The organism is Alishewanella sp. HL-SH06 (assembly GCF_052656265.1).
Genome location: NZ_CP199752.1, coordinates 3,190,179 through 3,212,379 on the forward strand (window position 1 = coordinate 3,190,179; position 22,201 = coordinate 3,212,379).

Here is a 22,201-nt window from a genome sequence, read left to right on the forward strand (position 1 = left end):
ATCTATGATTTAGCATTTCGGGGGCCGGCAATGGACGAACGCAACTGTTTACAAAAAATACGCAACTTAGGAGCACGGCTTCATGAGCTGGAATTAACCCAGCCTTTACCAGGTAAATCTTATACCTCAGCGGCCTTAGACTTTTTATTTCAGCAACATCAATTAGAACGCCCAAGTGGCGCCGGTTTAGAGAAGATTTTACAAACCTTGGGGCAAGCCGTTATGGCAAAACATCATCTGACCTTTTCTCATTTAGATGCGAATAGTGTGGTTGATTATTTCTGCCGTTATTATCGAGTGCATTAATTATGCAGAAAGGGTTACCAGCGCCACAGCCGGTGGCTGCTAATTAAGCTTCCCAGCAAGGCAAGGGTTGCCGCTAAGCCATAAGCTAACAATAAATATGCAAGAGCATCAACGCGGCAATGCAAACTATACACCAAGGCGGCTAAACTACCGGCTAAGCCTCCTACCACCAATCGTAGAGCCATGCGGTGTAAAGGCCGCGCTCGGCGTAACATTCTTGATATTATCCAACCTGCCGCCATACCCACTGGCGCTATCCAAGCAATACAGGCCCAAAATGAAGAAACTTGGGCAGCTTGCCCGAAACTCAGCGGCTCTCCCATAGTACCTAAACAGATCAATAACCCAACGCTACCAGCAAGTGACAACCATAAGAGCGGGGCTTTACGCCATTGTGGCAACAACGGCTGACTAAGCAATAAAGTCAGTTGCAGCAACGTCACCACTAGCATTAATAAGGCAGCGGTTTTCAACATCCCCGCCAGCGGCCAATCAAAACGTAAACCAAAAGGCAGCATCAATAGCAATGCGCACATCAACACCATGCCCAAGGTTAAATAGGTAATTTGCGGTGCTAGAAATGGCCGCACCGCTTGATGTGAGTCGACCAGTTTCGCGATAAGTTGCTCTGTTTTATCCGCCATCTGACTAATTAACCTTATTTATTTTTCATGTAATTCGCTGCGTAACAGCTGAATAGCTCGAAACACATTAACCTTAACCCAAGACGAACTACGCTGCATCAGGTTGGCGGTTTCATCTATCGACAATTCTTCTACCTTGGTGGCATACAACACCTGTGCTTGTGCCGCATTCAGCGGCGCCAGTAAATGACTCACGGCTTGGTATTGCTCATCTTCATCCAAAGGCACGCTAGGCTGCCAGCTGTCTTCATCACTTAACGATTGATGTTCATTCGCCGCAAGTTGGCGACGACTTTCAAAATATTTATGCCGCAAAATGCCACTAAGCCAGGGTTCAACGGGTAAGCCAACTTGATACGTATGCAAAATGCGGTGTACCGTTAATAACGTCTCTTGCACAAAGTCGTCTAAATGTTGCGCGGGCACATAGCGCCGTGCTCGCATGCGCAAAAACGGTACAATGGCGCTTAAAAAAGCACTGTAAGCTTGCTTATCTCCCTGCTGGGCTCGTTCTAACAGAACCTGCCAGTCGTTCATGTTTAATCCTGTTTCTATGGCTGTCGACGGCCCACTGCTTTGTTATTGACGATAGCACGACCAAAAGTTACAGCAAAAATAAATTATTTTTCTGTAACCTTTTCTAACTTTCTCACCAATTACCCCTGAACACACCGCATTTTGTGGTTTACTTCTCTCACAATAGGATTTTTATTATGTTAAGTACTTCTTTAAAAACGTTCGCCATTGCTGCAACTTTCGCCGTGGCGCTATTCACCGCTCCGCAAGTGAATGCCACTAACTTTGTCTTACCCGCTTACTCTGCAGCACAATTAGTCGAGGCAGAAAAACAAGGTAGCTTTGTACTAGTTGCTACTAAACCCGGTTGCCCAGTGTGTGCGAAACAAGTGCCGGTGATTGAGGCACTGTTAAAGGACCCCGCATTTAGCGATCTAAAAGTGCTGCAATATAACCAAGTAACAGAGAAAGCATTAAACAATCGCTATGGCGTTACTGGACAAAGCACCATTATTGTCGTGAATAAGGGCGAATTAGTGTCTTTAACCCGAGGCTTAACTGACGAACAAGCGATTAAAGCTGAAATGCTAAAAGCACTATAACACGGGAGTCGGTTAATGATTGATTTTAGCCTGTTACCACTGCTATTACTGGCAGGTATGTTAATTACGTTATCACCGTGCATTTTGCCGGTGCTGCCCGTAATGGCCAGTTCTGGCTTAGCAAAACATAAATTGGCTCCCGTATTTACGGGTATGGGTTTGGCCATTGGTTTTGCTTTGATGGGCATGCTGCTGCATGGTCTTGGCAGTGTGCTTGGGCTAAGTGATAGTGTTACCCGGCCATTGTTTGCCAGTTTATTGGTATTATTTGGTTTAGCCTTAGTGTTGCCTTGGTTCAAGCAAGGCAGCAGCGGCTTTTTTGCGCCCTTAGCCGCTAAAGCGGACCAACTGGCTACAACCTTGGAACAAAAACCCGGTGGTGCCTTTTGGTTAGGCTTAATGCTGGGCGCCATTTGGAGCCCATGCGCAGGCCCCATTCTCGGTGCGGCATTGGGCCTCGCCGGTAACTCCGGTAGTTTAGTTAATGCGGGCGTGCAAATGCTGGTGTTTGGTATTGGCGCCGCACTGCCGCTCATTGCTATCGCCTATCTATTTGCCGGTTCCGCACGACGTTTTTTACCCAAAATCGCCGCTGGTGGAGAAAAAGCACGGCAAGTTCTTGGCTACAGTTTATTGTTGGTGGGTCTACTGATTTTAACGGGAGCCGATCAAATGATACTGATTTGGGCTACGGATAACCTGCCTGACACCTGGTTAAATTTAATTACCACCTATTAATTGGTTTGAATCGTGGCACAGCAAAACCATTGAGACACGATCAAGCTATACTTTACAGATAACCCGCTTCTGTTTAGGCTAAGACAAAACAGAGTGGCGGTAAAAAGTGCCGCAACGGGCGCTGATGAAACACACAACAAGGATCTCACATGAACAGCTTAACCGAAACACAACTTACCCTAGCCCTAGGTGCTTTAGCACTGAGTTCCGCTACTGTAAATGCCGAAACGAACAATAACCCGTTTCAAGCACAACAACTGACCATGGCCTATCAACTGCACAATCACACCGAAACCGGCACAGGCGTAAAGGTTAAACTTAAAGATAAAGCGCAAGAAATGAAGTGCGGAGAAGGCAAGTGTGGCGAAGACATGAAAAAAGCCGCTGCCGATAAAGCTAAAGAAATGAAGTGTGGCGAAGGTAAATGTGGCGAAGACATGAAAAAAGCCGCTGCTGATAAAGCCAAAGAAATGAAATGTGGTGAAGGCAAATGTGGTGGCGACATGAAAAAAGCCGCGGCCGACAAAGCCAAAGAAATGAAGTGTGGTGAAGGCAAGTGTGGTGCAGAGATGAAAGCACACGCCCATGATAAAGCTGACGCAGCGAAAGCGGCGGGTGCTGACAAAGCCATGGATGCCAAGAAAAAAGCCAGTGATAAAGCACAAGAAATGAAATGTGGCGAAGGTAAGTGTGGCTCTATCTAAGTCACTCATGCCCTTGTCACTCGACAAGCACAGCGCGGGCCTTGGCCTGCGCCGTGAAATGCTGCCGGAATTGCTTCAGCTAAAACCGGCAGACATTGATTTCTTTGAAGTGGCGCCAGAAAACTGGTTACCTTACGGTGGTAAACTGCAACGCGATTTTCGGCGCTTAACCGAACAGTATCCGTTTTTTTGTCATGGCTTATCGCTATCGATTGCCAGCCCCGATCCCTTAGATGTGGCCTTTGTTAAGCAAGTAAAACAGTTTTTGGATGAACATCAGATTTTGCAGTATAGCGAGCACTTGAGTTATTGCTCTGCCGATGGCCATCTTTACGATTTAATGCCAATCCCTTTTACTGAAGAAGCCATCCATTATGTTTCTGGCCGCATCAAGCAGGTGCAAGATATTTTAGAGCGCCCGCTGATCTTAGAGAATGTCTCTTACTATGTTGCACCCGATCAGCAATTAAGCGAGCAGCATTTTTTACAGGCAGTATTAGAAGAAGCCGACTGTCAGCTGTTACTGGATGTGAATAACATCTACGTTAATGCGGTTAATCATGGTTATGACGCTAATACCTTTTTACAAACGATGCCAACTGAGCGCATTGCCTATTATCATGTAGCCGGGCATTACCAGCAAACAGCAAACCTATTAATTGATACCCATGGCGCCGATGTGCCCGATCCAGTATGGCAACTGCTGCAAGCGGCTTATCAACACCATGGGGTAAAACCCACTTTATATGAACGTGATTTTAACGTACCGGCCATGACACAGCTTTGTCAGGAACTACGCTATATCAAACAATTGCAACACGCACAGCGTCAATTAGAGCGGCACGCCTCATGAGCCAGTTAGCTCAAACGCAACGAGATTTTGCTAAGGCGATCCGCAATCCTGATAAACCACCTAGTGCCTTAGCAACATTAGCGCCTGAGCGCTTGCAGGTGTACCAAGAACTGTTTTTTAATAATGTGCGCGGCTTTATTGATAATGCCTTCCCGGTATTACACAGCCTGTACCCAGCTAAAGCCTGGCTGGCGTTACAAACCGCATTTTTTCGTGACTATGCCTGTCACTCACCTTATTTTTTGCATATCGCCGAGCAATTTGTCAGTTTTTTACAACAATACACACTGACTGCCGAGGATCCGCCTTTTCTGGCTGAACTGGCGCATTATGAATGGGCAGAACTCTATGTCGGCACAGTCAAAGCCACCCAAGCGGTTGAACCACTCGCTGCAGATGACGTCAGTACGGCAGCACTGGCCTTGTCAGAACTGGCACTACTGAGCGCCTATCAATTTCCGGTACAGCAAATTAGTAAAGACTTTCAACCCATTACGCCAGCTGAGCTACAGTGTTTTTTGATCTATCGCGATTTGGCTGATGAGGTGATTTTTGTCAGTATAAATCAGGCTACCTTATTGTTGTTACATAATATCCAACAACAACCCGGGCAGTCCCTATCCGAGCATATTCAGCAGCTTGCTCCAATGCTGCCGCAACTTAGCCCTACCCAGTTAACGGCAGCGGCTTTGCCGTTATTGCAGCAATGGGCAGCGGCTGGCGCAATTGTGCGTGCTCCAGACATCGAGCAAGCTTGAGCAAGCTTCGTTACCGGCATGCTTCTCTAGCCGAAGCTTTACGCAGCGCTTAACCTTTTCGCCGTTGGCGAGATACTTTCTTTTGCGTCGCCAAAAGAAAGTATCCAAAGAAAATGCGACCCCACTTCCGCTCGAAAGCCCAACTGAACATGCGCTGTCCAAGGCGAAAACGTAACTCGCGCGGCGCTAGCGTCGCCGCACTCAAACACTCGTTTTCTTAAAACCTTGGCCAACGATGTTCTGTCGGCTCGCTGCAAAGGGGGGATTTATAGCAATACTCGCTTAACTTAACAGCATCCTGTCGATTAGGTTTTTAATGTTTAGTCCATGCCCCTGAAAGGATCGGATTGAAGCTTAGCGAGTTAACCGCGAAGTAAACTTTGGCTGGAGACGTCTTTTTCAGGGATGAAAAAGAGGAGCGTACAAGGAGGTATTTACAGCGTGCTCCAGCCGAAGCTTTACGCAGCGTTTAACGTTTTGCAAGCTGCAAGCTTCGAGGTCAGAAATCAAGATACTACGACACAGAGCTTAACCTTTTCGCCGTTGGCGAGATACTTTCTTTTGCGTCGCCAAAAGAAAGTATCCAAAGAAAATGCGACCCTACATTGCGGCGAAAGCCCGGCTCAACCTAACCCGACCAATGCGACGAGGTAACTCGTTCGGCACTACCGTGCCTCGCTCAAACACCCCTCGTCTTAAAACCTTGCCCGCGCCAGGTTGCCCGGCTTGCAACGTAATGGGATTAAAAGCACAAACACTTCGGATTGATGCTGGACGAGTTAATAGCGAAGTAAACGTTGGCTTAAGACGTCTTTTTCAGGGATGAAAAAGAGGAGCGTACAAGGAGGTATTTACAGCGTGCTCCAGCCGAAGCTTTACGCAGTGTTTAACGTTTTGCAAGCTGCAAGCTTCGCTGTCAGATACAAAACATAAATACAAACCTTCGCAGTGTGATGGGATTAACAGATTAAAAAACTAAAATTTAGATGGCCAGACGTCCAGATAGGTGTATACTAACGGTATCGCAATTTGGGGTATAAGTATCATGGCATTATCCTTACAGCAAAAAATCACTGATCCGGCACAGGGTGTCTATTTGATTGGCACCACACCGCCAAAAGCCGGTACGGATATCGAAAAAACCACACGTATCGCTAAAAAGCTGTTGGCCCGTTTAAACGAAATCGAGTACGACGGGTTAATTGTTTATGATATTCAAGATGAAAGTAGCCGCGTAGCTGCAGAGCGGCCTTTTCCTTTTCACAGTACCTTAGATCCGCGTGATTACAGTGTGTTATTACGCAAATTAGCGCAGCAAGATGTGATCACCTATAAAAGTGTGGCACAACGTGATGCGGCGGAATTTAATACCTGGCTAACCGAAACAGAGCAGCAATATGCTTTACGTAATCTTGTGTTAGTGGGTAGCCCCTCCTCTAATGGTGATATCAAACTCAGCTTGCCAGAAGCTTATCAGCAGTTAGCCGCACACGATGCCCAGTTTCATTTAGGCGGTGTGGCCATTGCTGAGCGCCATGCTAAAAAAGGCAACGAACATTTGCGGCTGATTGAAAAATCGGCACAAGGTTGTCAGTTCTTTATTTCGCAAGCGGTGTATAACGCGCAAGCCACTATTGATTTACTCACCAGCTATGCCAGAAGCTGTAAGCAACAAGGTATCAGCCCCAAACGTATTATTTTGACTTTTACCCCCTGTGGCGGTGAGCAAACTTTAACATTTATGCAGTGGCTAGGTATTTCTGTGCCTGAGGGCAGTAAGTATCGTATTTTAGATGCGGCCAATCCGTTGAACGAATCGATTAAAATTTGCCGCGATAACCTGCAACAAATCCTGCATCACTGTGCAGCACTTGACCTACCTTTGGGTTTGAACGTGGAAAGCCTAACCAATCGTCGCGAAGAAATTGATGCCGCTATTCGTTTATTCCGGTTATTGAAAGCGATGATGGAGTTACATTTAGCAGAAAAACAATTGGCCTAAATTTTTGGCAACCGTAACAGCCAAAGCAAGCTGTTACGGGCACTGCGCAGCACGGGGTAACACACTTTGGCGCGACGTGGCGATTTAAATAACCAAAAATTAAACCGATTAAAAACATTACTACGGCTACTGAGTAGTGCTAGCATCTGCAAGGCATCTGCCCCACCATACCAACTGTCAGCAACGCGTAGCACCATCCCCTGCTCAATCTGATACCCCGCGCCAGCTAACAACTGTGCATAGTGGGGTTCAGCTCTTACATCGATGAGCTGCAACTGCCCCAAAGTAGCTTGTAACCGCACACGCCGACTGTAAAACCGACACGCCGGGCAGCCTTCATCATAAAACAGTGCTAAGCTTGAAACTGACTCAGCAAGCACTGCTTCAGCCAAGTTGGGGGGCGTCATACTCAGCAGGCTCATCGGTATAAATACAGACATTCCAATCTGCGGCTAACCCATCATCTGCAACACAGTAGGTTTCAAAGAAATGTTTGATTTCTGCTCGCTGACAATGCGCTTCAAAACTGGCTATATCCGCCCAAATTTCATTAAAGGCAATAGGGAAACTTTTACCTTCAGCAAAGGGGCTAGCTAATTGACGTGTCACAATGTATTGCAAGCACCCATCCTCACGTAGCGTGTTTGGTTCAAGGCTCTGTAATACCTTAAATAAAGCAGCTTCTTTACCCGCTTTTGGCAGAAACTGTGCCACACAATAAACTTTTTTTGACATAACTCACTCGCTGTAAAAAACCGCCTCACCCGCAACATCAGGCGAGGCGGCTAACATTAAGGCCGACCGAAAATAGTAAACAACTCAGCATTAAGCCACAGATGGCACATCACGCTGGCAGCGTAGCCCAATAAAATGACTGGCGCCCACTTTAAATGACCAACAAAGGTATAATTACCCCGAGCTTGGCCCATTAACGCTACCCCTGCCGCAGAGCCGATAGACAATAAACTACCGCCTACCCCCGCTGTTAGCGTAATCAGCAACCAATGACCATGCGACATCTCAGGGTTCATTGTTAATACAGCGAACATCACTGGAATATTATCCACTACGGCCGACATCAGGCCTAATACCACGTTAGCCGATGTTGGATCCCAGTTAGTATAAAGTGCCGTCGATAATAACTCGAGGTAACCAATAAAACCTAAACCACCGACACATACCACTACCCCGTAGAAGAAGAGTAACGTGTCCCATTCGGCGCGGGCAACCCGGCTAAACACATCAAAAGGTACGACTTGACCCAGTGAACGGATCCGTTCGATATCGCCGGCTCTTTCCGCCATAGCTTTTTTGCGGGCCAAAGAACCTGGTAAGGTTTTACGTAAAAAGAAACCGAAAAACTGTAAGTAACCCAAACCCGTCATCATGCCAAGTACCGGTGGTAAACCGAAGTATGAGTGAAAGGCCACCGCAGTAGCGATGGTGAGTAGAAACAAGCACATAATACGTAAAGCACCACGCTTTAATTCTACCGCTTCAGAGTGGCCGCTGGGCGAACGTTTCTCGACGAAAAAGCTCATAATGACCGCAGGTAACAAAAAGTTGACCACGGCCGGAATAAACAAGGTAAAAAATTCATTAAACGTAATAATCCCCGCCTGCCACACCATCAACGTAGTAATGTCACCAAACGGAATAAACGCACCACCGGCATTAGAGGCCACTACGATATTCACGCAGGACAAGTTGATAAAACGCTTATCACCCTCAGCCACCTTCATTACCACGGCACACATCAGCATAGCGGTAGTCATGTTATTGGCAAAAGAAGAGATACCAAAGGCTAAAATACCACTGATCCAAAATAAGGTGCGATAGCTAAAGCCAGAGCGAATAAGCCAAGCGCGTAAACCATCGAATAAACGTCGCTCTTCTAAGGCGTTGATGTAAGTCATCGCCACCAATAAAAACAGCATTAACTCTGAAAATTCTAATAGGGTATGTCGAAACGCAGACTCCGATTCAACAGCCAAACCAGCTTCCATGTAGCGCCAGCCAATCATGGCCCAAATAACACCAGCAGCTATTAATACCGGTTTCGATTTACGTAATTGAATTTTCTCTTCAGCCATAACAAGTAAATAAGCTAAAAAGAATAGTCCTAAGGCAATAATACCAATCGGGCTTGCAGTTAAATTTATGGGTCCTGTCTCGGCTAACGCTGTGGATGGGTAAAGGGCAAGGCAGCTCAATAACACCAAAAGGGATCTGAGGTTTAACATGATGGCTTCTATTTAGGTCAATTTATGCGGGTGGTCTCTACCTGCGCCTCAGCGCTGGTATTGAGGACATATGATACGCCCTTTTTTCATAGCGTGCAGAGCTTATTCTGCTCTGCACGCTAAATTGTAGTTAGCTTTTAGTCTTAACGGATTTGATCTCTCACCCTTAGCGCAGGACCAGTAGCGAGCATTTCGCCTTACTTAACATCGCGGTCGTGGTACTGCCGACGATAAACTGACGGATCCGCGAATGGCCATAAGCGCCCATTATCAACAAATCAATATGGTGCTCTTGTTGGTACTGATGCAGTACTTCTTCTGGATCCCCAGCAACCAGTGCGGTTTTCGTCTCAAAACCCGCTTGTTGCAGCAAGATTGCGGCTTCGTCTAACGCTGGGGCCTGCTCAGGCATACCGGCAAACACTAAATGCACCGGTAAACCTTTACACAATGGGCTAGCAGCGAGCATGTCTAAACTTTTCTGCGCAGTGGCACTCCCATCAAACGCTAACATAATGCGCTGCGGCGTTTTAAAGTGTTGTTGGGTGAGCAAAATAGGCCGCTGCAAACTGCGAATCACTTGCTCAACATGTAAGCCCAATTGACCGTGCGCATCGGCGCTGCTTAAGCCCCGCTTACCCATCACCACTAGCCGCGTGTCGTCTTCAGTTGCCTTTAACGACTCGACTAAGCTGCCATGACGTAAACGTTCATCAACGCTGGCAACGCCGGCTTGCTCTGCACGGGCTTTGGCAGCATCTAACATTAGACGGCCACGCTCTAGCGCTAACTTACTGTGTTTTTCATCTAATTCAGCTAATTGCTGCAATAACACTTCTTGCGAACCTAAACCAATACTGCCACTCAGATCAGGCGTTTGCGTATGCTGCGCTTTATCAATGGCATGCAACATCGTTAAAGGTGCTTGCAGTTGTTTGGCGGCCCAGACGGCATAATCACAAACGGCTTCAGCATAAGGCGAAGGATCGATACAAGCGATAACAAATTGTGTCATGAAATTACTCCTGTTAATGACCCATCAACTTTTCTATGGCATCAGGACGATTATGTACCGCAAATTTATCAACCAGTGTCGCACTGGCAGCATTTAAACCGAGCAACTCGACCTCAGTCCCTTCACGGCGGAATTTGAGTACCACTTTGTCTAAAGAGCTTATGGCGGTAATATCCCAAAAATGCGCGCGGCTAACATCAATCTGCACCTTCTCTATGGCTTCTTTAAAGTCAAAACCGGCAATAAATTGTTCAGCAGAGGTAAAGAACACTTGGCCAACAACACGGTAAGTACGCTGATGACCATCGGCTGATAACTCAGCAGTAATCGCCAGAATTTGCCCCACTTTATTAGCGAAGAATAGCGCACTTAACAACACCCCCACTAACACACCGTAAGCCAAGTTATGAGTAAATACCACCACCAAAACTGTGGCAATCATCACCACTGATGAGCTTTTCGGGTGTTTTTGCAGATCTTTTACCGAAGCCCAACTAAAGGTACCAATGGATACCATAATCATAATCGCCACTAAGGCTGCCATTGGGATCATGCCAACATAATCACTCAGAAATACGATAAAAATCAATAAGAAAACACCTGCCAATAAGGTAGATAAACGAGTGCGTCCACCTGATTTGACGTTAATAACGGATTGACCAATCATCGCACAACCGGCCATACCCCCTAATAAACCTGCACCAATGTTTGCCACACCTTGGCCGACACATTCACGGTTTTTGTTACTGCTGGTATCGGTTAAATCATCAACGATGGTAGCCGTCATCAGTGACTCTAATAAACCGACAATGGCCAAGGCTAACGCGTATGGGAAGATAATAACCAGTGTATCAATATTTAGCGGTACATCAGGCCATAAGAAAATAGGCAAGCTGTCTGGCAGTTCGCCCATATCCGCCACATTACGAATATCTAAACCAAAGTACACAGCAATGGCGGTTAATACCACGATACAAACTAATGGCGAGGGGATGGCCTTGGTAACGTAAGGAAACAAATAAATAATCGCCAAGCCCAGCGCAGTCATGCCGTACACCAAGGTGGTGCCATGCTCGCCAGTCAGCTCAGGAAGTTGTGCCATAAAAATAAGAATAGCTAAAGCATTCACAAAACCGGTCACCACCGAGCGCGAGACAAAACGCATCAACTCACCTAACTTACAAAGGCCAAAGGCAATTTGCAGTACACCCGTTAATAAAGTGGCGGCCAGCAAATATTCCAAACCATGCTCACGCACCAAGGTAATCATTAACAGTGCCATGGCACCGGTCGCGGCAGAAATCATCGCCGGACGACCACCGGCAAAAGCCGTTATTACCGCTATACAAAAAGAGGCATACAAACCGACTTTAGGATCCACACCGGCAATAATAGAAAAGGCGATCGCCTCAGGGATCAGAGCCAGTGCAACCACTAACGCAGATAACACATCGCCTCTGGTGTTCGAAAACCAGTTTTGACGAATTGAACTTAGCATAGAAATATCCAACAGAAATAATAAGAGGGAACAGACTAAGTTGTCTGTTGTAACAATGTCGCGCCACCTATGGCGAGTGTTAACGTTGAAACAGCAGATTAGCGCTGCTTAGCTTCAATTGATCTGTGTTACACCGGTCTATCCTCGTTCGCTCGCCCCATGTAACACGCAGCTCAAGATTAAAATAGGGGCGAGATTGTACAGTTTTTTGCCGTTAAAGGCTATGGCATGACCATACGGGTTAAACTGGCAAGCCATCTCGGAAAAATTGCACACCACCACACGTGGCACAACACAGCAATTCAGCTGGGTGAGTGTAATCAATACTCTGCTGACACTGGCTACAACGATAGCGCCCCATGCCAACATATTCTCCTTGATAATAAACACCTTGATGATTGAAATCTTCTAACAATTCAACCCATTCGACCTGAGTGCGATCAGTAATTTGGCTAAGTTGCTGCCATAATTCCTCGCTCCACATCGATGGCGCCTGCTCCGCTGTATTCGCCGCTTGCCATTGTTGTTTCAGTGTTTCGACAAACAATTGGCTTTCATAAGCACTGAGATCCTTACCGGCTTTAAGATAGGCCTGCAATATTTCACTGAACTCCAGCATATTATCGAGCTGACGTTGACCGGCTTGTTCAAGGGTGTCGGTTAGCTCGGCCAGCCATTGTTGGTACTTCTTTTTAAATTCAGCCATTTCAAACTCCTTTTAGCGCGTTAAATCAAGTATAGACAAGATGCTGGTTATTGTTGTCAAAACCCGCCTAAGGTATGCTATAGCGAATTTTGCCCGAACCTTGCGAACTGCAACCGCTCAGGCCCGCACTAAGACTTTTCTGGAAGACGTAAATGCAACAGCAATATAATCCTCAGCAAATTGAGACCACCTTGCAACAACAGTGGCAAGACACTAACGCCTTTAAAGTAACGGAAGACCCTAATAAAGAAAAGTTTTACTGTCTCTCGATGTTTCCTTATCCCAGTGGCCGTTTGCATATGGGCCATGTGCGTAACTACACCATCGGCGATGTTGTCAGCCGTTTTCAGCGGATGCAAGGTAAAAACGTTATGCAGCCTATGGGTTGGGATGCGTTTGGTTTACCGGCCGAAAATGCCGCGATTAACCATAAAACGGCACCGGCTAAGTGGACGTACGAAAATATTGATTATATGAAAACGCAGCTGAAGCGTTTAGGTTTTGGCTACGACTGGGATCGCGAAGTGGCGACCTGTAAACCGGATTACTACCGCTGGGAACAATGGTTTTTTACCAAGCTGTATGAAAAAGGTTTAGTTTACAAAAAAATGGCCACGGTTAACTGGGATCCCGTTGATCAATGTGTATTGGCTAACGAACAAGTTATTGACGGTCGCGGTTGGCGTTCAGGCGCGCTGGTAGAGCAACGCGAACTGGCTCAGTGGTTTATCCGCATTACCGAATATGCAGAAGAATTATTAGCAGATTTAGAGCAGCTGACCGAATGGCCTGAGCAAGTGCGCACCATGCAGAAAAACTGGATTGGTCGCTCTGAAGGTATCAACATTCGTTTTGATATTGCCGGTCAAGACGGTGAATTAGAAGTTTACACCACACGCCCAGACACCCTTTACGGCGTTACCTACGTGGCTGTGGCGGCACAGCATCCTTTAGCGCAGCAAGCCGCTAAAACTAATAGCACCTTGGCAGCCTTTATTGAAGAAATCAAAGGCGGCAAGATGGCCGAAGCCGAACTCGCAACCATGGAGAAAAAAGGCTGCGCTACCGGTATTTTCGCGATACATCCGTTAACGGGCGAGCAAGTCCCAGTATGGGTCGCTAACTTTGTTTTAATGGACTACGGTTCAGGGGCTGTCATGGCAGTGCCAGGGCATGATCAGCGCGATTATGAATTTGCCAGCAAGTATCAACTACCAATTAAACAAGTTGTCACGGCTGCCGATGGCAGTGTGACCGATCTAAACAGCCAAGCCTATACCGAAAAAGGCATTTTGGTAAACTCAGCCGAGTTTGATGGTTTAGCGTTTCAAGAAGCCTTTAACGCCATTGCTGCCAAGTTAGCCACCCTAGGTAAGGGTGATGTTAAGGTTAACTATCGCCTGCGCGATTGGGGTGTGTCACGGCAACGTTATTGGGGCACACCGATCCCGATGCTGAACCTAGAAGACGGTTCTGTTGTGCCGGTGCCGGCCGATCGTTTACCGGTTATTTTGCCCGAAGACGTGGTAATGAATGGTGTGACCTCACCCATCAAAGCTGACGCCGAGTGGGCAAAAACCGATTATCAGGGTCAGGTTGCGTTTCATGAAACCGATACCTTCGATACCTTTATGGAATCGAGCTGGTATTACGCCCGCTATTGCAGCCCTGATTACGATAAAGCCATGCTTGATCCTGCAAAAGCCAACTACTGGCTGCCCGTCGATCAATACATTGGCGGTATCGAACACGCTATCCTGCATTTATTGTATGCGCGTTTCTTCCATAAACTGTTGCGTGACGTTGGCTTAGTGCAATGTGATGAGCCTTTCAAACGCCTGTTATGTCAAGGTATGGTTCTGGCTGAAACCTTTTACCGCGAAGCTGAAAATGGCGGCCAAATCTGGTTCTCACCGCAAGATGTGCACATTGAGCGGGATGAAAAAGGTCGGATCATTCAGTCGACGCTGAAAGCCGATGGCCTGCCCGTGTTATCTGCTGGTATGAGCAAGATGTCAAAGTCGAAAAACAATGGCATCGATCCGCAAAAAGTGATCGACCAATATGGTGCCGACACCGTGCGCTTATTTATGATGTTTACCGCCCCGCCAGAGCAAACGTTAGAATGGTCTGATTCGGCCGTTGAAGGCGCACACCGTTTTATTAAACGGGTTTACAGCTTAATCAGCGATGTGCAAGCGGCAGGTGAACCGGGTGCATTAGAGATCAGTGCGTTGAACGACCAACAAAAATTACTGCGCCGTGAACTGCATAAAACCATTGCCAAAGTGACCGATGATATCGGCCGCCGTTATACCTTTAACACGGCAATTGCAGCGGTAATGGAACTGACCAATAAATTACAAAAAGCCAGTTTAGCCAGCCCGCTAGACCGCGCCGTCATGCGCGAAGCCTGCACTGCGTTATTGCAACTGCTTAACCCGATCACCCCTCATGTTGCACAATACTTGTGGGCACAGTTGGGCCATCAGCAAGCTATTGAGCAAGCCGCTTGGCCACAAGTAGACAGCGCGGCTCTGGTTGAAGATGAAAAACTGGTAGTGGTACAAATAAACGGTAAAGTACGGGCAAAAATCACCGTGCCCGCCGATGCCAGCCAACAGCATGTGCTCGAGATGGCAAAGTTAGATGACAATGTGCAACGTTACTTAGCAGAAGGCGAAACGCGTAAAATCATTTACGTTCCCGGTAAGTTACTTAACTTGGTGGTAGCGTAATATGTGGGCCCGTCTGCTGTGCCTTTGCTTCGTCGCAAGTCTGCTCACGGGCTGCGGTTTTCACTTGCGCGGTAACTTGCCGTTAAGTCAATTTCCGGCTATTTACCTGCAAAGCGATGCGCATTCTGAGTTAGCCGCTTTGCTTAATCAGCGTTTTCAACAAAACGACGTTGAACTGCTGAGCAGCTATCAAAGCAATCGGCCATCATTGGTGTTACAGCAAGACACGCTTGAGCGTCGAACCCTATCGCTGTTTGCCAATGGTCAGGTTGCCGAATACGAACTGATCTACAAAGTGGAGTATCAGATCCAACTACCGGATCAAGAACCACAAAAATATCAGTTTGAACTGTTCCGCGATTATCAAGACGATCCGAATCAGGCTTTAGCCAAAGCGCAAGAGCTTGAGCTGCTGCTTAAAGAGCTTAGACAACAAGCGGCTAACCGGATTATTCGTCAGCTTGCGCGTTTGGGCTAATGCAAAAACTCTACGCGAATCAACTGCCAGCACAACTGCAACAGGGTCTCGCACCCTGTTATTTGTTGTTTGGTGAAGAGCCACTGCAAAAACTCGAAGCCATCGAGCAAATCCGTCTTGCCGCTAAACAGCAAGGCTATTTAGAACGCTTGAGCTTTAGTGCCGATGCGCAATTTGATTGGCAAGATTTACAAAATGAATTAAGCGCGATGTCGCTGTTTGCCGAGCGCCGACTGATTGAGCTTGAACTGGCGCAAAATAAATTAGCGGCTGCGGCCAATGACGCCTTAAAACAGCTCGCGGCACAATTGCACCCTGATATTATTTTAGTGGTGCATGGCAATCGTAATCACAGTGAAGTGAGTAAACTGGTTTGGTTTAAACAACTGCAGAACAGCGCAGTACAAGTGCCGATATATGCTTTAGATGAGCGGCAGCAGCGGCAATGGTTACAACAACGATCCCAGCAGTTAAATCTGCAACTGACCAGTGACGCCCTGCAATTATTACAACAACATTGTGCGGGTAATTTACTGGCTGCGCGCCAGGAATTAGAAAAACTGTGCCTTACTCATCCCCATGAACGGATCGATGCCGAGCAATTTAGTCGCTTTTTAGCAGACCATTCCAGTTATACCGTTTTTCAATTGGTCGATGCCTTGCTAACAGGGCACAGTGCAGACGCCTTGCACCGCTTAACCCGGCTGCTCGATCAAGATACCGAGCCAGTGATTATTGCCTGGCAATTACAAAAAGAGTTACTGCAGTTACGCCAACTCTCGGTAGCACAGCAAAGTGGTCATACTAGCGCCATGTTTAAACAACTCGCTATTTGGCCAAAACGCCAACCTTTGTATCTGCAAGCGATTAAAAGGCTGACGCTGCGCTGGCAAGATTATTTACTGCAAGAACTGGCCGCCTTTGATCGTTTATATAAAGCCGGCAAAATGAGCGATCCCAGTTTAGCGCTGGCCCATCTGGCCACCTTATTCTGTCATCCACTGTCACGCACTTTCTCTTTGCAGCAGCATGATGACTAAGCCCCTACTCGGTATCTTTGGTGGCACTTTCGATCCGATCCATCGAGGCCATCTGGCTTGTGCCCGCTACGTTGTTGAACATTGTGCTTTGAAGCAATTAGCGCTGATGCCTTGCCATTTGCCGCCGCATCGTGCGACCCCCGGCGTGAGCAGCGAACAACGGGCCGCTATGGTAAAGTTGGCTATTGCTAACGAACCGACTATGCGCCTGGAGCGCTTAGAGCTCAACCGCACTAGCCCAAGTTACACCGTCGATAGCTTAAGAACGTTGAAACAACAGCAACCCGATACCACGCTGGCATTTATTATTGGCATGGATTCTTTACAGTATTTCACGAAATGGCATCAATGGTTGCAAATCCTCGAGCTGGCGCATTTAATTGTTTGTCGCCGCCCAGGGTATAGCGCCGATCAAGGTGATGCCCCCATGTTACTCGCACGCTATGGCGCCACGCTGAGCCAGCTGCAACAACAAGATGCCGGAAAAATTTTACTTTTAGATAACCCTGATTTTTACGAAAGCGCCACCTTTGTCAGACAACAACTTGCCAGTGATCGTCTTGTGCAAGCCATGTTACCTGCCGAAGTTCTAGAATATATTCGTCAACACGCACTCTATGGCTGTTGAGTTCTGTTTACCTGGATAAAATGTGGTAAAATGCCGCTTTTTCATTGCTACTGAGGATCAAGGGTGCAAACAAACGAACTGGTTGCTTTTGTTACTGACAAAATCGACGACATGAAAGCCCGTGACATTGTCACGTTAGATGTACGCGGTAAATCAAGCGTCACTGAATTTATGGTAATTTGTTCAGGAACTTCTAGCCGCCATACCAAGTCTATTGCTGGATACTTGGCCGCCGAAGTGAAAAAAATCGACGTGCAGCCATTAGGCATAGAAGGTGAAGCATCAGGCGAATGGGTACTGCTCGATCTTGGAGATGTTGTCGTCCATGTTATGTTGGAAGAAAGCCGTAACTTTTATCAACTGGAAAAACTCTGGGGCGGTTAACTTAGTATGAAGTTAATCCTGATTGCCGTTGGCACCAAAATGCCGAGTTGGGTGCAAAGCGGCTTTGAGGAGTATGCGCGGCGCTTTCCGCGTGATATGCCTTTTGAATTAATTGAGATCAGTGCCGGCAAGCGTGGTAAAAACGCGGATATCAAACGTATTTTAGAACTCGAAGGTGAAAAAATGCTGGCTGCCGTGCCTAAAGGTAGTCGGATTGTGACCTTAGAGGTTACCGGTGCCAACTGGAGTAGCCCGCAGTTGTCGGGCAAACTACAAGAATGGCAACATGATGGCCGTGATGTTTGTTTTCTGATCGGCGGTCCTGAAGGTCTGTCTCCTGCCTGTATCGATGCCAGTGAAGCCAAGTGGTCATTGTCGGCGCTAACCATGCCCCATCCCATGGTGCGTGTGGTTATGGCTGAAGCCTTGTACCGCGCTTGGAGTATCAGTACCAACCACCCTTATCATCGCGAGTAAGCATGTTAAAAAAACGCGTGGCCATGCAGGATGTCGAAGCTGAAAATCGCTTGTTTAATCATCGAGCCGTGTTTGCTATGGTGTTTGTGGTGCTGATGTTCGCGGTGATCGTGGTCAATATGTATCACTTGCAAGTCACCTCCTATCAAGCTTATCAAACGCGCTCAGAAGGCAACCGCATTAAAGTATTGCCGCTGGCACCCAATCGCGGATTAATCACCGACCGAAATGGCATCTTATTGGCAGAAAACCGCCCAGTATTCTCGTTAGAGCTAGTGCCCGAGCAAATCAGTGATATGCCGACCACACTGCAAGAACTCAGTGCCTTAATTGAAATCAGTGAAGAGCAACAAACGAATTTTTTAAAAGAGGTTCGCCAACAACGTCGATTTAATAGCATTACCTTAAAAGAGCAATTAAATGACGAAGAAGTAGCGCGCATCTCGGTTAACCTGCACCGCTTACCCGGGGTAACCGTTGAAGCCCGTTTAAGCCGCTATTATCCTTTCGGTGATTTATTTACCCACGCACTCGGTTATATCGGCCGCATTAATACCAATGATTTAAAACAGTTAGAAGAAAACGAACAACTGGCCAATTATGCTGCTTCTCGTGATATTGGTAAGATCGGCTTAGAGCGCTATTACGAAACAGAATTGCACGGCATTATGGGTTATCAAGAAGTTGAAGTGAATAACCGTGGTCGACTGATCCGCGTGCTGCGCTCTGTCCCCGCAAGCTCAGGTAAAAACATTAAGCTGAATATCGATGTTGGCTTGCAATTAACCGCACAACAAATTTTACTCGAAAAACGTGGCGCCATTGTTGCGATGGACCCGCGAGATGGCGCTATTTTAGCCTTTTACAGTAACCCAAGTTACGATCCGAATTTATTTGTGCATGGCATTAGCAGTAAAAACTATAATGCTTTGCTCAACTCAGCCGATCGGCCGCTGATTAACCGTGTTACCCAAGGTGTCTATCCGCCAGCATCGACCATCAAACCACATTTAGCACTACTCGGGCTTGAAACCAATACGATTTCAGCCAACACGCGCATTTGGGATCCGGGTTTCTTTCAATTACCCGGCGTGGAACATCGCTATCGCGACTGGAAACGTTGGGGCCACGGCTGGGTTGATGTCTATACCGCGATAGTCGAAAGCTGTGATACCTTTTTCTATGACATGGGCGTTAAGTTAGGTATTGATCGGGTATCTGACTATATGCAAAAGATGGGCTTTGGCGAAAAAAGTGGTATTGATATTCATGAAGAATCAAACACGATAATGCCCTCTCGCGGTTGGAAACGCGCTCGGCATAACCAACCTTGGTACCATGGTGATACCGTGGCCATCAGTATCGGCCAAGGCTATTGGACCATCACACCGCTACAGCTATTAGTGTCGACTGCCGTACTGCTCAATAATGGCCTGCAGCCCACACCACATATTGTGCGAGAACTTAGTAATGATTTGGGCACAGAATCGATCGACACTACACCACAAGAGGTGATGCAGGTTGTGAACCCTCGTAATTGGCAAGTGGTACGCGATGCCATGCAGCAAACTGTGACCACACAAAAAGGTACGGCTTTTAATGCTTTTAAAGGTGCCACCTATACCTCAGGGGGCAAAACCGGTACCGCTCAGGTCGTTAGCATCGCGCAAGATGCAAAATACGATGCGAATAAGTTAGACGAAAGGCTGCGCGATAATGCCATGTATATTGGTTATGCCCCTGCGGATGCACCCACTATTGTCATTGCGGTAACAGTAGAAAATACCGGTGGTGGTGGCAGTACCGCAGCGCCCATCGCTAGGCAAATGCTCGACTATTATTTTAGCGCTGAGGTGAATAATAACGATGAATAATAGTTTAGTGAATCCACCTAATCGTATCAGTAAATTGGCTTTTTTTCATATTGATACGCCGTTATTGTTAGGCTTGCTGACCTTAATGAGCTACGGCTTGATTGTACTTTACAGCGCCTCAGGGCAAAACGAAGGCATGCTAGAAGGTCAGTTAATTCGGCTTGGCTTAGCCTTAACCGTGATGATCGCATTTGCACAAATTAACCCTCAAACTATTCGACGCTGGTCATTTCCATTATTTATCTTCGGCACCCTTCTATTGGTTTGTGTATTGTTGTTTGGCCACGTGGGTAAAGGTGCGCAACGTTGGCTAGATTTGGGTTTTATGAAGTTTCAGCCTTCAGAAGTTATGAAGTTGGCAGTGCCAATGGCTATTGCTTGGTTTATTTCGTCGCATAACTTACCCCCACGATTGCATCATTTGCTGGTGGGTTTTCTGATGTGTTTGATCCCTACACTACTGATCGCGAAACAACCGGATCTCGGCACTTCGATCCTGATTGCTACCGCGGGCATTTTTGTGTTGTTTATGGCCGGTATGAGCTGGCGATTAATCGGTTTTATTGCGGCCCTGATCTCGGCTTTTGCCCCAGTGATGTGGCTATTTTTAATGCATGATTATCAACGTAAGCGCGTACTGACTTTTATCAACCCCGAAAGCGATCCGCTCGGTTCGGGCTATCATATTATCCAGTCAAAAATCGCGATTGGCTCTGGCGGTGTGGATGGTAAAGGCTGGATGCAAGGCACCCAGTCGCAACTGGAGTTTTTACCCGAGCGCCATACTGACTTTATCTTCTCAGTACTCAGTGAAGAGTTTGGTTTAATTGGCGTTTTAGTGTTGCTAGCCATCTATCTTTTTATTATTGGCCGGGGCTTGCTAATCGCAGCCCGCGCACAGGATAATTACAGTAAGTTAGTCGCAGGCAGCTTTACCCTCACCTTCTTTGTTTATGTCTTTGTAAATATCGGGATGGTGTCAGGTTTGTTGCCCGTAGTCGGCGTGCCTTTACCCCTGGTGAGTTACGGTGGAACATCCATGGTAACCATGATGGCCGCATTCGGTATTATCATGTCCGTTAGTACGCATAAACGTAGTATAGCCAAGACCTAATATGAACACTATTCGCCTAGTTAGTTTAATAATATTAAGCAGCTTGCTGCTCAATGCTTGTAGCAGCAAGTCGCCGCCATCCAATCAATCCGGCATCGAAAAACAAATGTCGCCGAATGCCGGCCGTTATCAGCAAGATAGCGACAGCAAACCCGATAGGCTACCGACGCTATTAGAAATGACCGATCCCACCCCCAATGCGGAACCATTAAGTCGCGGGGGAAATAAACCGTACAACATTTTTGGCATCGATTACTTACCGATGGCACAAGCCACCGAGCATGAAGAGATCGGTATTGCCTCTTGGTATGGCAACAAGTTTCATGGTCATTACACGTCAAATGGTGAAACTTATAATATGTTTGCCATGACCGCCGCACACAAAACGCTGCCCTTACCCTCTTATGTTCGAGTCACTAATTTAGACACGAAACAAAGTGCAATTGTTCGAGTGAATGATCGTGGCCCATTTCATCAAGACCGTGTGATTGATTTGTCTTATTCCGCTGCTTATAAAATAGGCATGTTGCAGCGCGGTACAGCTAGGGTTAAGCTTGAGTTGTTAAAATCGCCGGCGATGCTGGCGCAACAATCAAGCAGTGCGATCAGCACAGGTGTTGTGCTTAACCGCCAATGTTATATTCAACTGTTTGCCAGCAGTGATAACAACAAAGCGATACAATTACAGCAACAGGTAGCTAAACAATGGTCTGTGCCTACCGAAGTAAGAGCCGGTAATGGCTTATATCGACTGTTAGTTGGCCCAACCGCTGATCTGCAATTAGCGCAAAACTGGCTTAACCGTTTCCGGTCAGCAAGTTACCCGGAAGCCTTTTTTATCGATGGCCGCCAATGCGGCTAAGATGTGTAACCCGGAAACCCA

General features: G+C 47.0%; 24 protein-coding genes. 16 read left to right on the forward strand and 8 right to left on the reverse strand.

The features are described 5' to 3' along the window. Positions 1-30 precede the first annotated feature (30 nt). Positions 31-306: a hypothetical protein gene (locus tag ACUJFK_RS14765; protein ID WP_226751249.1), complete on the forward strand. Its 276-nt coding sequence runs from the start codon at positions 31-33 to the stop codon at positions 304-306. A 14-nt stretch (positions 307-320) separates the two neighbouring features. Here the strand turns inward: ACUJFK_RS14765 and ACUJFK_RS14770 are convergent, their stop codons facing one another. Together ACUJFK_RS14770 and ACUJFK_RS14775 are read right to left on the reverse strand one after the other, a co-directional pair. Further along, positions 321-950: an NrsF family protein gene (locus ACUJFK_RS14770; RefSeq protein ID WP_445425322.1), complete on the reverse strand. Its 630-nt coding sequence runs from the start codon at positions 948-950 to the stop codon at positions 321-323. A gap of 18 nt (positions 951-968) precedes the next feature. Then, on the reverse strand, positions 969-1,487 hold the full coding sequence (locus ACUJFK_RS14775; RefSeq protein ID WP_445425323.1) for a sigma-70 family RNA polymerase sigma factor: 519 nt from the start codon (positions 1,485-1,487) through the stop codon (positions 969-971). Between the two features lie 176 nt (positions 1,488-1,663). Between ACUJFK_RS14775 and ACUJFK_RS14780 the strand changes: the two genes are divergently transcribed. The 6 genes from ACUJFK_RS14780 to ACUJFK_RS14805 all read left to right on the forward strand — a co-directional run bounded on the left by ACUJFK_RS14780 (position 1,664) and on the right by ACUJFK_RS14805 (position 7,123). Further along, the gene (locus ACUJFK_RS14780) at positions 1,664-2,068 is read left to right on the forward strand and encodes a thioredoxin family protein (RefSeq protein ID WP_445425324.1); all 405 of its coding nucleotides are present in this window, start codon (positions 1,664-1,666) and stop codon (positions 2,066-2,068) included. A gap of 15 nt (positions 2,069-2,083) precedes the next feature. After that, on the forward strand, positions 2,084-2,806 hold the full coding sequence (locus tag ACUJFK_RS14785) for a cytochrome c biogenesis CcdA family protein (RefSeq protein WP_229586392.1): 723 nt from the start codon (positions 2,084-2,086) through the stop codon (positions 2,804-2,806). Between the two features lie 149 nt (positions 2,807-2,955). After that, positions 2,956-3,510 carry an HvfA family oxazolone/thioamide-modified RiPP metallophore gene (locus ACUJFK_RS14790; RefSeq protein WP_445425325.1) on the forward strand — a complete coding sequence of 185 codons (555 nt, stop codon included), beginning with the start codon at positions 2,956-2,958 and terminating at the stop codon, positions 3,508-3,510. A 7-nt stretch (positions 3,511-3,517) separates the two neighbouring features. Beyond that, complete coding sequence (locus tag ACUJFK_RS14795) at positions 3,518-4,363, forward strand: HvfB family MNIO-type RiPP peptide maturase (RefSeq protein ID WP_445426793.1); 846 nt, start codon at positions 3,518-3,520, stop codon at positions 4,361-4,363. Continuing rightward, positions 4,360-5,121: an HvfC family RiPP maturation protein gene (locus ACUJFK_RS14800; protein ID WP_445425326.1), complete on the forward strand. Its 762-nt coding sequence runs from the start codon at positions 4,360-4,362 to the stop codon at positions 5,119-5,121. Before ACUJFK_RS14795 ends, ACUJFK_RS14800 begins: the two co-directional genes overlap by 4 nt. A gap of 1,045 nt (positions 5,122-6,166) precedes the next feature. Then, positions 6,167-7,123 carry a hypothetical protein gene (locus ACUJFK_RS14805; RefSeq protein WP_445425327.1) on the forward strand — a complete coding sequence of 319 codons (957 nt, stop codon included), beginning with the start codon at positions 6,167-6,169 and terminating at the stop codon, positions 7,121-7,123. Here ACUJFK_RS14805 and ACUJFK_RS14810 read toward each other — a convergent pair. The 6 genes from ACUJFK_RS14810 to ACUJFK_RS14835 all read right to left on the reverse strand — a co-directional run bounded on the left by ACUJFK_RS14810 (position 7,120) and on the right by ACUJFK_RS14835 (position 12,585). Next, positions 7,120-7,563: a DCC1-like thiol-disulfide oxidoreductase family protein gene (locus ACUJFK_RS14810; protein ID WP_445425328.1), complete on the reverse strand. Its 444-nt coding sequence runs from the start codon at positions 7,561-7,563 to the stop codon at positions 7,120-7,122. The two genes, ACUJFK_RS14805 and ACUJFK_RS14810, sit on opposite strands and share 4 nt — an antisense overlap. Then, entirely contained in the window at positions 7,508-7,858 is a 351-nt protein-coding gene (locus ACUJFK_RS14815) for a putative quinol monooxygenase (protein ID WP_226751240.1), read from the reverse strand. Before ACUJFK_RS14815 ends, ACUJFK_RS14810 begins: the two co-directional genes overlap by 56 nt. 56 nt (positions 7,859-7,914) lie before the next feature. After that, on the reverse strand, positions 7,915-9,366 hold the full coding sequence (gene nhaD / locus ACUJFK_RS14820; RefSeq protein ID WP_226751239.1) for a sodium:proton antiporter NhaD: 1,452 nt from the start codon (positions 9,364-9,366) through the stop codon (positions 7,915-7,917). 166 nt (positions 9,367-9,532) lie between these two features. Further along, entirely contained in the window at positions 9,533-10,381 is an 849-nt protein-coding gene (locus ACUJFK_RS14825) for a universal stress protein (protein WP_445425329.1), read from the reverse strand. Positions 10,382-10,394: 13 nt separating this feature from the next. Then, a complete protein-coding gene (locus ACUJFK_RS14830; RefSeq protein ID WP_226751237.1) occupies positions 10,395-11,879 on the reverse strand; it encodes a SulP family inorganic anion transporter in 1,485 nt (494 codons plus the stop codon). Positions 11,880-12,120: 241 nt separating this feature from the next. After that, entirely contained in the window at positions 12,121-12,585 is a 465-nt protein-coding gene (locus ACUJFK_RS14835; RefSeq protein ID WP_226751236.1) for a zinc ribbon-containing protein, read from the reverse strand. 152 nt (positions 12,586-12,737) lie between these two features. Between ACUJFK_RS14835 and leuS the strand changes: the two genes are divergently transcribed. The 9 genes from leuS (at position 12,738) to ACUJFK_RS14880 (ending at position 22,180) form a co-directional block, all read left to right on the forward strand. Beyond that, the gene (gene leuS, locus ACUJFK_RS14840; RefSeq protein ID WP_445425330.1) at positions 12,738-15,323 is read left to right on the forward strand and encodes a leucine--tRNA ligase; all 2,586 of its coding nucleotides are present in this window, start codon (positions 12,738-12,740) and stop codon (positions 15,321-15,323) included. Between the two features lie 64 nt (positions 15,324-15,387). Continuing rightward, positions 15,388-15,801: an LPS-assembly lipoprotein LptE gene (locus ACUJFK_RS14845; protein ID WP_229586371.1), complete on the forward strand. Its 414-nt coding sequence runs from the start codon at positions 15,388-15,390 to the stop codon at positions 15,799-15,801. Continuing rightward, a complete protein-coding gene (gene holA / locus ACUJFK_RS14850) occupies positions 15,801-16,841 on the forward strand; it encodes a DNA polymerase III subunit delta (RefSeq protein ID WP_445425331.1) in 1,041 nt (346 codons plus the stop codon). The genes ACUJFK_RS14845 and holA overlap by 1 nt, the downstream gene beginning before the upstream one ends. Further along, on the forward strand, positions 16,831-17,469 hold the full coding sequence (nadD, locus tag ACUJFK_RS14855; protein WP_306177593.1) for a nicotinate-nucleotide adenylyltransferase: 639 nt from the start codon (positions 16,831-16,833) through the stop codon (positions 17,467-17,469). Before holA ends, nadD begins: the two co-directional genes overlap by 11 nt. Before the next feature lie 63 nt (positions 17,470-17,532). Next, positions 17,533-17,853: a ribosome silencing factor gene (rsfS, locus tag ACUJFK_RS14860; RefSeq protein WP_226751231.1), complete on the forward strand. Its 321-nt coding sequence runs from the start codon at positions 17,533-17,535 to the stop codon at positions 17,851-17,853. Between the two features lie 6 nt (positions 17,854-17,859). After that, the gene (gene rlmH / locus ACUJFK_RS14865) at positions 17,860-18,330 is read left to right on the forward strand and encodes a 23S rRNA (pseudouridine(1915)-N(3))-methyltransferase RlmH (RefSeq protein WP_226751230.1); all 471 of its coding nucleotides are present in this window, start codon (positions 17,860-17,862) and stop codon (positions 18,328-18,330) included. A gap of 2 nt (positions 18,331-18,332) precedes the next feature. Further along, positions 18,333-20,204 (forward strand): penicillin-binding protein 2, encoded by a 1,872-nt coding sequence (gene mrdA, locus ACUJFK_RS14870; protein WP_445425332.1) that lies wholly within the window; start codon positions 18,333-18,335, stop codon positions 20,202-20,204. Then, on the forward strand, positions 20,197-21,318 hold the full coding sequence (gene rodA, locus ACUJFK_RS14875) for a rod shape-determining protein RodA (RefSeq protein WP_226751228.1): 1,122 nt from the start codon (positions 20,197-20,199) through the stop codon (positions 21,316-21,318). Before mrdA ends, rodA begins: the two co-directional genes overlap by 8 nt. A gap of 106 nt (positions 21,319-21,424) precedes the next feature. After that, on the forward strand, positions 21,425-22,180 hold the full coding sequence (locus ACUJFK_RS14880; RefSeq protein ID WP_306177596.1) for a septal ring lytic transglycosylase RlpA family protein: 756 nt from the start codon (positions 21,425-21,427) through the stop codon (positions 22,178-22,180). Positions 22,181-22,201: the final 21 nt, after the last annotated feature.

Excerpts from the sequence above, each read along its gene's own strand:
- ACUJFK_RS14765 (WP_226751249.1), top strand. The coding sequence starts at position 31 with ATGGACGAACGCAACTGTTTACAAAAAATACGCAACTTAGGAGCACGG.
- ACUJFK_RS14770 (WP_445425322.1), bottom strand. The coding sequence starts at position 950 with ATGGCGGATAAAACAGAGCAACTTATCGCGAAACTGGTCGACTCACAT.
- ACUJFK_RS14775 (WP_445425323.1), bottom strand. The coding sequence starts at position 1,487 with ATGAACGACTGGCAGGTTCTGTTAGAACGAGCCCAGCAGGGAGATAAG.
- ACUJFK_RS14780 (WP_445425324.1), top strand. The coding sequence starts at position 1,664 with ATGTTAAGTACTTCTTTAAAAACGTTCGCCATTGCTGCAACTTTCGCC.
- ACUJFK_RS14785 (WP_229586392.1), top strand. The coding sequence starts at position 2,084 with ATGATTGATTTTAGCCTGTTACCACTGCTATTACTGGCAGGTATGTTA.
- ACUJFK_RS14790 (WP_445425325.1), top strand. The coding sequence starts at position 2,956 with ATGAACAGCTTAACCGAAACACAACTTACCCTAGCCCTAGGTGCTTTA.
- ACUJFK_RS14795 (WP_445426793.1), top strand. The coding sequence starts at position 3,518 with ATGCCCTTGTCACTCGACAAGCACAGCGCGGGCCTTGGCCTGCGCCGT.
- ACUJFK_RS14800 (WP_445425326.1), top strand. The coding sequence starts at position 4,360 with ATGAGCCAGTTAGCTCAAACGCAACGAGATTTTGCTAAGGCGATCCGC.
- ACUJFK_RS14805 (WP_445425327.1), top strand. The coding sequence starts at position 6,167 with ATGGCATTATCCTTACAGCAAAAAATCACTGATCCGGCACAGGGTGTC.
- ACUJFK_RS14810 (WP_445425328.1), bottom strand. The coding sequence starts at position 7,563 with ATGTCTGTATTTATACCGATGAGCCTGCTGAGTATGACGCCCCCCAAC.
- ACUJFK_RS14815 (WP_226751240.1), bottom strand. The coding sequence starts at position 7,858 with ATGTCAAAAAAAGTTTATTGTGTGGCACAGTTTCTGCCAAAAGCGGGT.
- nhaD (WP_226751239.1), bottom strand. The coding sequence starts at position 9,366 with ATGTTAAACCTCAGATCCCTTTTGGTGTTATTGAGCTGCCTTGCCCTT.
- ACUJFK_RS14825 (WP_445425329.1), bottom strand. The coding sequence starts at position 10,381 with ATGACACAATTTGTTATCGCTTGTATCGATCCTTCGCCTTATGCTGAA.
- ACUJFK_RS14830 (WP_226751237.1), bottom strand. The coding sequence starts at position 11,879 with ATGCTAAGTTCAATTCGTCAAAACTGGTTTTCGAACACCAGAGGCGAT.
- ACUJFK_RS14835 (WP_226751236.1), bottom strand. The coding sequence starts at position 12,585 with ATGGCTGAATTTAAAAAGAAGTACCAACAATGGCTGGCCGAGCTAACC.
- leuS (WP_445425330.1), top strand. The coding sequence starts at position 12,738 with ATGCAACAGCAATATAATCCTCAGCAAATTGAGACCACCTTGCAACAA.
- holA (WP_445425331.1), top strand. The coding sequence starts at position 15,801 with ATGCAAAAACTCTACGCGAATCAACTGCCAGCACAACTGCAACAGGGT.
- nadD (WP_306177593.1), top strand. The coding sequence starts at position 16,831 with ATGATGACTAAGCCCCTACTCGGTATCTTTGGTGGCACTTTCGATCCG.
- rlmH (WP_226751230.1), top strand. The coding sequence starts at position 17,860 with ATGAAGTTAATCCTGATTGCCGTTGGCACCAAAATGCCGAGTTGGGTG.
- mrdA (WP_445425332.1), top strand. The coding sequence starts at position 18,333 with ATGTTAAAAAAACGCGTGGCCATGCAGGATGTCGAAGCTGAAAATCGC.
- rodA (WP_226751228.1), top strand. The coding sequence starts at position 20,197 with ATGAATAATAGTTTAGTGAATCCACCTAATCGTATCAGTAAATTGGCT.
- ACUJFK_RS14880 (WP_306177596.1), top strand. The coding sequence starts at position 21,425 with ATGTCGCCGAATGCCGGCCGTTATCAGCAAGATAGCGACAGCAAACCC.